Source organism: Kitasatospora sp. NPDC057500, from assembly GCF_042802195.1.
Lineage (GTDB): Bacteria > Actinomycetota > Actinomycetes > Streptomycetales > Streptomycetaceae > Kitasatospora.
Genome location: NZ_JBHVER010000441.1, coordinates 1 through 1422 on the forward strand (window position 1 = coordinate 1; position 1422 = coordinate 1422).

Consider the following 1422-nt stretch of genomic DNA (forward strand, 5'->3'; position numbering starts at 1 on the left):
GGGCGGTGCCACGGCTCTTGAAGGCCGTCCGGCGAGGACGCGCGCGGCGACTACTTGGCGGAGGTCTTGCGCGCGGTGGTCTTGCGGGTGGCGGTCTTCTTCGCCGGCGCCGTCTTCTTGGCCGTGGCGGTCGCCTTCTTGGCGGTCGCGGTGGTCTTCTTGGCGGCGGCCGTGGTCGTCGCCTTCTTGGCGGCGGCCGCGGTCTTCTTGGTCGCGGTCGCGGTGGTCTTCTTCGCGGCGGCGGTGGTGGTGGCCTTCTTGGTGGCGGTCGCCTTCTTGGCGGCGGCCGTCGCCTTCTTCGCCGGGGTGGCGGCCGTCTTCGTGGCGGTCGCCCTGGTGGCGGTCGCCTTGGTGGCGGTCGCCTTCTTGGCGGCGGCCTTCTTGGCCGGGGTCGCGGCGGCAGCAGCGGCGGCGGTGGCGGCACGCTTGGTGGCGGCCCGCTTGGCGGCCGGGGTCGCGGCGACGCCGCTCTTGCCCGGGGTGAGGGAGCCCTTGGGGGCCTTCTTCACCGAGGGGCCTTCCTTCGGCAGCTTCTTGGCGCCGCTGACCAGGTCCTTGAAGCCCTGGCCCGGACGGAAGCGGGGCACCGAGGTCTTCTTGACCTTGACCTTCTCACCGGTCTGCGGGTTGCGGGCGAAGCGCGCGGAGCGCTCCACCTTCTCAAAGGTGCCGAAACCGGTGACCGAAACGCGGTCGCCGGCCACGACGGCGCGCACCATGGTGTCGAGCACTGCGTCGACGGCCTCTGCGGCAGCCTTGCGACCGCCCAGCTGCTCGGCCACCGCTTCGACAAGCTGAGCCTTGTTCACGTCTTCCCCTTCGGAAACGGGCGCCGGATGATTCCATCCGTTCATTTCGCACGTTAGGTATGTATCTGCGGACTTTCAATTACCAAACGCGCGAATCACCCTAGTGTCGCAATGGATTTGCGCGTCGGCGACCTCAGTCGACGGGCGGGCGCCCCTCGTCGAGGTCCTGCACAAAGCGACTCAACCGCCGCGCCGCCTCCGGAAGATCGCGCTTGGCGGTCTCCGTGACGATGAGCAGTTGACGGGTGAGAGCGGTCTTTGCATCGGCAGACACGTTCAGCGCATGCACGCGGTCGTGAGCTTGCTTCAACCGCTCGGCCACAAGCGCGAAGAGCGCTGCGACTTCCGGGTCGTCCGGCCCCTCAGCAGGTGAGGTTGCGGCGTCCGGCCGATCGTCAATTCGGCGTTCGGATCCCCGGCCCGTGGACTCCGGTGACGCGGGTTCGCCGCCCGCGTACGGAGGTTCATGGTGCCGGTGCATGCACTGATTGTGCCATCTACGCGCAGTTGTGCATGCTGCGGGGGCCTCCGTCGCAAAACCGAATCCCCAATCCGGGGGCGTCGGACGGGCACAACTCCTCGCCCGGAACGCCGGATGGCCCGCCCCCCCGAG

General features: G+C 69.0%; 2 protein-coding genes. Both read right to left on the reverse strand.

The genetic code is table 11. The annotated features are described in order from the left end of the window. Positions 1–50 precede the first annotated feature (50 nt). Positions 51–809, reverse strand: coding sequence for an HU family DNA-binding protein (locus ACFU74_RS37280; protein WP_380764578.1), 759 nt, complete (start codon positions 807–809; stop codon positions 51–53). A 133-nt stretch (positions 810–942) separates the two neighbouring features. After that, positions 943–1290: a hypothetical protein gene (locus tag ACFU74_RS37285; protein ID WP_380764579.1), complete on the reverse strand. Its 348-nt coding sequence runs from the start codon at positions 1288–1290 to the stop codon at positions 943–945. Positions 1291–1422 lie beyond the last annotated feature (132 nt).